The following is a 3,312-nucleotide window of genomic DNA, read 5'->3' on the forward strand; positions in this document are numbered from 1 at the left end:
TAGCCGCCCGCACACGACTTACATCAGTTCTCTGCAAGCACCTGACGGCTGGCCCTGACGCGGGAGACACGACGGCCTTCCATATCCACCACTTCAAACAGCCAGCCAGAATACGCCACCTTGTCCCCCACAGCCGGAACACGGCGCAACAGGGCCAGCAGCAGGCCGCCCAGTGTGTGATAGCTGCCTTCATCCGGCAAAGACCGCAGACCCAGGCGATCTTTTACCGTATCCGCAGAATCCGTGCCCTCTAGCAGCAGAACATCTTCCTGCTTTGCTTCACGCTGGGCATCGGCCACCTGCTGGGCTTCATGGCCCCCTTCACCCACAATTGCATCAAACAGGTCAGATGCGGTGACAATCCCTTCAAATGATCCGTATTCATCAAATACAAACGCGATACCCAGCGGAATACTGCGCATCCGCTCAAGCATATCGAAGGCGGAGATACTGTCAGGCACCACCACCATCTGGCGTAACCCGGCTTCAATAGAAACCGGCATGCCATCCAGCATACGGTCCAGCATATCTTTGGCCAGAACCACACCGACGGGGTTATCAACACCCCCTTCGCACACAACCAGACGGGCATAAGTGGTCTGTTTCAGGGCCTTGATCAGCGCATCACGGCCAGCATGACGGTCAATCCAGTACAGTTCATTACGCGGGGTCATGATTGCGCGCACAGGCCGATCTGCCAGACGCAGCAGGCGCTCAATCATGGTGTGTTCCTGATGTTCCAGAACACCCGCGCGTGCGCCTTCGGCAATATAGGCTTTGAGTTCTTCTTCCGTCAGGGTCTGGTTCACGGCATCTGATGCACCCATCAGCTTAAGCACCAGATTGGAAGACTGACGCAGCACCACGACAATCGGTCGTGTGGCATGCGCCAGCATTTCCAGCGGGAAAGCCAGCCGCGCCGCCATGATTTCCGGCTCACGCAGGGCCAGTTGCTTGGGAACCAGTTCACCCAGAACCAGCATAAGGGCGGTGATAATCAGCACCACCAGCACCATGGACACCTGCCCGGCCACAGGGCGGATAAATTCTATTTTTTCCAGCAGCGGGGTCAGATGAGCTTCCACCTGCACACCGCCAAACGTCCCTTCCAGAATGGAAACCAGAGTCATCCCGATCTGCACTGTTGGTAGAAAAATCTGTGGGTCTTCTGCCAGACGCATGGCACGGTCGGCCCCGCGCAGACCTTGCTCACGCAAAATGGCCAGACGCGGTTTTCTGACTGAAATCAAGGCGAGTTCGCCCATCGCAAAGACTGCGTTCAGAAAAATCAGAAGAAAAATGACGAGAATTGAAACAGTCATGAAAAACGGATGCCCTGCGTGACGAAATGTCTGGCCCACACGATACGGGAACATGCCCGCAGACACCAGTTACGAGCATAAGAAACCTGCCGCACGGCCGCAGGATGAGAGCGATAAAGCATCGACTGCTGATTATGCGGATGCTGAATATCAGCCAGACCAAGAAAACAGGCTAAACTGGTCCTGTTTCTAGCCCAGCAGACAAAAAGAAAGGGTGGCTTCCATACGGAGCCACCCTTTCTTCATGGAGTCGGACTGATCAGAAATCAGTCAGCAGCGGTTGCTTCAACCGGAGCCGCTTCAACTTTTGCAGCAGACGCATCTGCCTTCGCATCCGTGCGAATCACCTTCACACGAGGAGCTTTGGCAGGCTTGCGGGCAGCAATTTCGGCCATCTGCTCTTCAACCTGTTTGGAGAAGACGTACTGGGCAGGACGCTGGTTAGCCAGAGAGATTTCTGGTGCCATCGGCTTTTCAGTTTCAGGCCCGAACAGAGCAACCTTGGCAATGTGCCAGGGGCGACGCACGGCATCCATCACAGCAGTGGATTCATACCCTGAATGCACCATGCAATCGGCGCATTTTTCGTAGTTACCCGTGCCGTAATCGTCCCACTTGGTGTCTTCCATCAGTTCATTGAAAGACTTGGCGTAGCCTTCACCCAGCAGGTAGCAAGGGCGCTGCCAACCAAACACGTTACGCAGCGGTTTACCCCACGGCGTGCAGTGATACTGTTCGTTACCGGCCAGGAAGTTCAGGAACAGCGGAGACTGCGTAAACCGCCATTTCTTGCCCTTGCCCAGACGGAAGATGTCACGGAACAACTGCTTGGTTTTCTGACGATTCAGGAAGTGTGCCTGATCCGGTGCGCGTTCGTAAGCATAACCGGGAGCGGTCATGATTCCATCCACGCCCATAGCCATAACTTCATCAAAGAAGGTGGCTACGCGCTTCGGGTCTGCGCCATCAAACAGGGTGCAGTTGATGGAAACACGGAAACCGCGGGCCTTGGCTTTCTTGATCGCGGCAACAGCACGTTCATACACACCGTCCTGACAGACGGAAGAATCGTGCATGGTTTTGTCACCATCAAGATGCACATCCCATGAGAAGAACGGAGAGGGTTCGTACTCATCCATCTTCTTTTCAAGCAGAAGGGCGTTTGTGCACAGATAGACATATTTCTTCCGGGCAATCAGGCCACGGATGATTTCCGGCATTTCCTTGTGCAGCAGGGGCTCGCCCCCGGCCACGGCAATAACAGGTGCGCCTGCTTCTGCATCGGCATCCAGGCATTCCTGAACGGTCATGCGCTGGTTCAGAATAGCAGCCGGGTAGTCAATCTTGCCGCACCCGGCGCAGGCCAGGTTACAGCGGAACAACGGCTCAAGCATCAGCACAAGCGGATAGCGCTTACGTTTCTTGATATGCTGTGTGACAACATATTTGCCGACCCTGACGGCCTGCATTATCGGTACGGCCATAAACCCCCGCTTCGGCGCATTTACTTACGCCCGCATCGTAGACTGGATGAGACTCTAATCTGTTCAAGAAACGTGGCTGTGCCAAACACCGGCCAGACCCGCTTACCATTAAGGGTAGCCGGACAACCGGCGCGCATAACCACGTAAAGGAACTGTTTGCCTGCATATAGGTCGGGCCATTTGTCAAGCTCAAGTCTTTTTCAAACTGTGTGATAAAAAAGCCACAATCGTGAGCAACTTTTCCCCCAAGCCTTGCGTTTCGGCCTAAAACATTAAACCAAAATGACCAATCGCGGTGTCCACTGACATTTTGCGCGACGTAAGACACTCACGGCTAGCAGGACCCAGCCACACACCACAGGCGCTGTTCTGCACGCCGCAAGCAAGAAGATGGAAACGATCGCATGGACAGTTCTCCCGACAAAAAGGCGGCTCTTTCCGCCGTTCCCTCTACTGCCACTCCCCCCGTCTCTGTAAGTGGTCCGAGCATTCCGACGCTGGGTCGT

At 54.9% G+C, this 3,312-nt stretch carries 2 protein-coding genes; both read right to left on the minus strand.

From position 1 onward, the window contains the following. Positions 1-23 precede the first annotated feature (23 nt). Positions 24-1,322: a hemolysin family protein gene (locus Abin_RS14035; protein ID WP_048848033.1), complete on the minus strand. Its 1,299-nt coding sequence runs from the start codon at positions 1,320-1,322 to the stop codon at positions 24-26. Between the two features lie 266 nt (positions 1,323-1,588). Next, positions 1,589-2,806, minus strand: coding sequence for an adenosyl-hopene transferase HpnH (gene hpnH, locus Abin_RS14040; RefSeq protein ID WP_048848035.1), 1,218 nt, complete (start codon positions 2,804-2,806; stop codon positions 1,589-1,591). Positions 2,807-3,312: the final 506 nt, after the last annotated feature.

The organism is Acetobacter indonesiensis (genome assembly GCF_000963945.1).
GTDB lineage: Bacteria > Pseudomonadota > Alphaproteobacteria > Acetobacterales > Acetobacteraceae > Acetobacter > Acetobacter indonesiensis.